Source organism: Rhizobacter sp. P3_B12 (assembly GCF_056402895.1).
Genome location: NZ_JBFUGN010000377.1, coordinates 1 through 5,439 on the forward strand (window position 1 = coordinate 1; position 5,439 = coordinate 5,439).

6 protein-coding genes are annotated in these 5,439 nt (G+C 67.8%); all 6 read left to right on the forward strand.

What is annotated here, in order from left to right; translation table 11 throughout:
* Positions 1-832 (forward strand): (d)CMP kinase (cmk, locus tag AC1D01_RS18880; RefSeq protein WP_477868948.1); only part of this gene is annotated, 832 nt, incomplete at its 5' end.
* 139 nt (positions 833-971) lie between these two features.
* A complete protein-coding gene (rpsA, locus tag AC1D01_RS18885; protein WP_052203807.1) occupies positions 972-2,690 on the forward strand; it encodes a 30S ribosomal protein S1 in 1,719 nt (572 codons plus the stop codon).
* A 43-nt stretch (positions 2,691-2,733) separates the two neighbouring features.
* On the forward strand, positions 2,734-3,066 hold the full coding sequence (locus tag AC1D01_RS18890; RefSeq protein ID WP_052203810.1) for an integration host factor subunit beta: 333 nt from the start codon (positions 2,734-2,736) through the stop codon (positions 3,064-3,066).
* A 50-nt stretch (positions 3,067-3,116) separates the two neighbouring features.
* Complete coding sequence (locus tag AC1D01_RS18895; protein ID WP_477868954.1) at positions 3,117-3,443, forward strand: LapA family protein; 327 nt, start codon at positions 3,117-3,119, stop codon at positions 3,441-3,443.
* A complete protein-coding gene (gene lapB, locus AC1D01_RS18900; protein WP_477868950.1) occupies positions 3,433-4,584 on the forward strand; it encodes a lipopolysaccharide assembly protein LapB in 1,152 nt (383 codons plus the stop codon). Before AC1D01_RS18895 ends, lapB begins: the two co-directional genes overlap by 11 nt.
* Positions 4,584-5,439 (forward strand): D-glycero-beta-D-manno-heptose-7-phosphate kinase (rfaE1, locus tag AC1D01_RS18905; RefSeq protein ID WP_477868952.1); only part of this gene is annotated, 856 nt, incomplete at its 3' end. The genes lapB and rfaE1, both read left to right, overlap by 1 nt.

Here is a 5,439-nt window from a genome sequence, read left to right on the forward strand (position 1 = left end):
CGACCACCGGGTCGCGTTGTGCTTCTCGCTGGCCGCGTTCAACCCGCTGGCGACACCGACGAGCACGGCGAACGGGGTGCCCGTGCGCATCCTCGACCCGCGCTGCGTCGCGAAGACCTTCCCCGACTACTTCGAGGCGCTGTTCGGCGTGGCGCAGCCCGGCCCCGCCGGCGTGCCGGTGATCACGATCGACGGCCCGACCGCCTCCGGCAAGGGCACGCTCGCGAGCGCAGTCGCGCAGGCGCTGGGCTATCACTTCCTCGATTCCGGTGCGCTGTACCGGGCGACCGCGCTGTCGGCGCTGGATGCCGGCGTCACCGAGACCGACGAGCCCGGCCTCGCGAAGATCGCCGCCGGCCTGCAGCTGGCGTTCCACGACCAGCGGATCTGGCTGGCGGGCCGCGATGTGAGCGATGACCTCCGCCAGGAGCATGTCGGCGCGATGGCCTCGAAGGTGTCGGCCTGGCCGGCTGTCCGACAGGCGCTGCACGAGCTGCAGCTGTCGCACCGCCGCCTGCCCGGCCTGGTGGCCGACGGACGTGACATGGGCACGGTGATCTTCCCCGGCGCCGACCTGAAGGTGTTCGTCGTCGCAAGCGCTGCCGTGCGGGCCGAACGGCGCCATAAGCAGTTGATTTCTAAGGGAATTTCGACTAGTATCGATGACCTTCGAGCCGACCTTGAAGCGCGCGACGCCCGGGATCAGAACCGGGCGGTTTCGCCTCTGAAGCCGGCCGAGGGCGCGAAGGTGCTCGACAACTCGGCACTGACCATCGACGAATGCGTCAAGGCAGTGCTGGATTGGTGGGAAGCTTCGCGACACTTCAGTTGAAGCCGGCGCACACCGGCCCCAATTGAATCGATTGGCCCGCTGCCTCCCCTCCTGCACCGCTCTTGGCTCAACGAGAGACGTGCACCGAGACAGCGGATCTTCAACCTAACCGCAACGCAAGTTGCACCCGGAAATCCACATGCCTCAAACCCAAACCGCCACCAACCAAGGCGGCGAATCCTTTGCCGCCCTGTTCGAAGAATCGCTGAAGCGCTCGGAAATGCGCAGTGGCGAGGTCATCACCGCCGAAGTGGTGCGTGTCGACTACAACTTCGTGGTGGTGAACGCAGGCCTCAAGTCCGAAGCCTACGTGCCCATTGAAGAATTCAAGAACGACCAGGGCGAGCTCGAAGTCCAGGTCGGCGATTTCGTGTCGGTGGCCATCGACGCGATCGAAAACGGCTACGGCGACACCATCCTGTCGCGCGACAAGGCCAAGCGCCTGGCCTCGTGGCTGTCGCTCGAGAACTCGCTCGAATCCGGCGAGTTCGTGACCGGCACCGTCAACGGCAAGGTCAAGGGCGGCCTGACCGTCCTCGTGAACGGCATCCGTGCCTTCCTGCCCGGCTCGCTGCTCGACACGCGCCCGGTCAAGGACATGAGCCCGTTCGAGGGCAAGACCATGGAGTTCAAGGTCATCAAGCTCGACCGCAAGCGCAACAACGTCGTGTTGTCGCGCCGTGCCGTGGTCGAAGCCTCGATGGGCGAAGAACGCGCGAAGCTGCTCGAAACCCTGTCCGAAGGCGCGATCGTCAACGGCGTGGTCAAGAACATCACCGAATACGGTGCGTTCGTCGACCTGGGCGGCATCGACGGCCTGCTGCACATCACCGACATGGCCTGGCGCCGTGTCCGCCACCCGAGCGAAGTCGTTCAGGTCGGCCAGGAACTGCAGGCCAAGGTCCTCAAGTTCGACGCCGAGAAGAACCGCGTCTCGCTGGGCATCAAGCAGCTGGGCGACGACCCGTGGCACGGCGTTTCGCGCCGCTACCCGAACGGCACGCGCCTGTTCGGCAAGATCACGAACATCGCCGACTACGGCGCGTTCGTCGAGATCGAGCCGGGCATCGAAGGCCTGGTGCACGTCTCCGAAATGGACTGGACCAACAAGAACGTCGCCCCCAGCAAGATCGTCTCGCTGGGCGACGAAGTCGAAGTCATGGTCCTCGAGATCGACGAAGACAAGCGCCGCATCAGCCTGGGCATGAAGCAGTGCAAGGCCAACCCGTGGGAAGAGTTCTCGACCACGGTGCAGCGCGGCGACAAGGTCAAGGGACCCGTCAAGTCGATCACCGACTTCGGCGTGTTCGTGGGCCTGGCTGCCGGCATCGACGGCCTGGTGCACCTGTCCGACCTGTCGTGGAACGAGCCGGGCGAAGCCGCGGTCCGCAACTACAAGAAGGGCCAGGAAGTCGAAGCCGTGGTTCTGGCGGTCGATGTCGAGCGCGAACGCATCTCGCTGGGCATCAAGCAGCTCGACTCCGATCCGTTCACGAGCTACACCTCGGTCAATGACCGCGGCATGATCGTCAACGGCAAGGTCAAGACGGTCGACGCGCGCGGCGCCGAGATCCAGCTGAACGACGACGTCACCGGCTACCTGCGTGCTTCCGAAATCAGCCGCGACCGCGTCGAAGACGCGCGCAACGTGCTGAAGGAAGGCGACGAAGTCTCGGCGCTGATCATCAACATCGACCGCAAGACGCGTTCGATCCAGTTGTCGATCAAGGCCAAGGACAACGCCGACCAGCAGGAAGCGATGCAGCGCCTGTCGACCACGAACGAGCGCGAGACCGCCGGTACCACCAGCCTGGGCGCCCTGCTGCGCGCCAAGCTGGACAACCAGAACAACGGCTGATCCCGTCGTTCCCCTGACCGAACCCCGAGGATCAACAGGACCCATGACGCGTTCCGATCTCGTGACCCGGCTGGCAGAGCAGTTCAGCCAGCTGACGCATCGCGACACCGAGTTCGCCGTCAAGACCATCCTGGATGCGATGTCCGATGCGCTCGCGCGCGGGCACCGCATCGAGATCCGCGGGTTCGGCAGTTTCTCGATCAACCGCCGCCCGCCGCGGGTGGGGCGCAATCCCCGCTCCGGCGAGCAGGTGGTGATCCCCGAGAAGCTGGTTCCGCATTTCAAACCCGGCAAGGCCTTGCGCGAAGCCGTCGACGAGCAGGTTCCGCTCGAAGACGACCAGCCGATGCCGATCACGCCGCTGACGGGCACCTGAGCCCGCTGCTCTCTCGCTTCGCGCCGCCGACCTAGAATCGCCGGCAAATGATGCGCGTCGCCGTCTGGCTCTTTCGAGCCTTCATCTTCTTCAGCCTCTTCGCGTTCGCGCTGAACAACCAGCACGACGCCAACGTGCGCTGGTTCTTCGGCCAGGAATGGCATGCCCCGATGGTGTTCGTCGTGCTGAGCGCCTTCGCGTTCGGCTGCGCCTTCGGCGTGCTCGCGATGGTGCCGAGCTGGTGGCGCAACCACCGCCTCGCACAGCACCGCCTGCGGCGCCGCGGCGACCATCCCGAGCTGGCTGACAGCGCCCTGACGCCGTCTTCCGAGCTCCCCACCCGATCCGATTCCCACCCCCCGCGCGATGGACTTTGACTACCAGTGGTTCCTGCTCGGCCTGCCGGTCGCGTTCGCCCTCGGCTGGCTGGGCTCGCGCCTCGACCTGCGGCAATGGAAGCGCGAGCAGCGCGACTCGCCGAAGGCCTACTTCAAGGGCCTGAGCCTGCTGCTGAACGAGCAGCAGGACAAGGCGATCGACGCCTTCATCGAAGCCGTGCAGCAGGATCCGGACACCTCCGACCTGCACTTCGCGCTCGGCAACCTGTTCCGCCGCCGCGGCGAATACGAGCGCGCGGTGCGCGTGCACCAGCATCTGCTGAACCGGGCCGACCTGCCGCGCGCCGACCGCGAGCGCGCGCAGCACGCGCTGGCGCAGGACTTCATGAAGGCCGGCCTGTTCGACCGCGCCGAAGAGGCCTACAAGGCGCTCGAAGGCACGGCCTTCGACACCGAGGCGCGCCTCGCGCTGCTGACGCTGCACGAGCGCTCGCGCAACTGGCGCTCGGCGGTCGAGGTGGCGCAGAAGCTCGAGCGCAGCGGCACCGGCTCGTTCGCGTCGCGCATCGCGCACTACTGGTGCGAGCTGACCCTCGATGCCGATGCGCGCCAGCAACAGGCCGACGGCGACGACGCGCTGCGCCGGGCGCGCAGCGTGGCCCCGCAGGCGGCCCGCCCGAAGGTGGTGGCCGGCCAGCGCGCCTTCGCGCGCGGCGACCATGCACAGGTCATGCAGGCCTGGGGCGAGCTGATGACGACGCACCCGGTCGCGTTCAACCTGGTGGCCCGCGACTACGCGAACAGCGCGATCGCCGCGGGCGATGTCGCCGGTGCCCTGGAGCGGCTGCGCGCGCTGTACGGCCGCGCGCCGACGATGGACCTGCTGGCCGCGATCACGCTGCTCGACCCGGGCGCTGCGGTGCAACGCGGGCGCCTGCTGACGCACCTGCAGACGCAGCCCAGCCTGTCGGCCGCGCAGGAGTTGCTGCGCGTCAGCGCCGGCGACACGCTGAGCAGCGACGAGACGCAGGGCCTGCGCGAGGCCATCGGCCGCGCCGCGAAGCCGCTGCAGCGCTACCGCTGCGCCGCCTGCGGTTTCGAGGCGCAGCACTATTTCTGGCAATGCCCGGGCTGCCTGAGCTGGGACACCTACCCGCCGCAACGCCTGGAGGATTTGTGATGACGGCTTCGATCGACCCCGAGCGCCTGGCGCGCGCGCGCGTGCTGATCGTCGGCGACGCGATGCTCGACCGCTACTGGTTCGGCGCCGTCGATCGCATCTCGCCGGAGGCGCCGGTGCCGGTGGTGCGCGTGAACCGCGAGGAAGAGCGCCTGGGCGGCGCGGCCAACGTCGCGCTGAACGTCAAGACGCTGGGCGCGCAGGCGACGCTGCTGACGGTGGTCGGCAACGACGAGCCGGCGCAGAAGCTGCAGCGGCTGCTCGAGCAGCAAGGCGTCAACACGGTGCTCGGGCGCGATCCGCAGCTCTACACCATCGTCAAGCTGCGCGTGATCGGCCGCTCGCAGCAGCTGATCCGCGTCGACTTCGAGAACCAGCCCGACCACGAGGTGCTGTCGGCGATGCTGGGCGACTACGAGCGCGAGCTGGCCCGCCACGATGCGGTGCTGTTCTCCGACTACGGCAAGGGCGGGCTCACGCACATCCCGCGCATGATCGAGCTCGCGCGCGCCGCGGGCAAGCCGGTGCTGGTCGATCCGAAGGGCAGCGACTACAGCCGCTACGCCGGCGCCACGGTGATCACGCCGAACCGCGCGGAGCTGGCGCAGGTGATCGGCGCCTGGGGCAGCGAGGCGCAGCTGCACGAACGCACCCAGGCGCTGCGCCGCGAGCACGGGCTCAGCGCGCTGATGCTGACCCGTTCCGAAGAAGGCATGTCGCTGTTCGACCAGAACGCCGACGGCAGCGACGCCCACACCCGCGTGCCGGCGCAGGCGCGCGAGGTGTTCGACGTGACCGGTGCCGGCGACACGGTGATCGCGACGCTGGCCGCGATGCTCGCGTGCGGCGTCAACC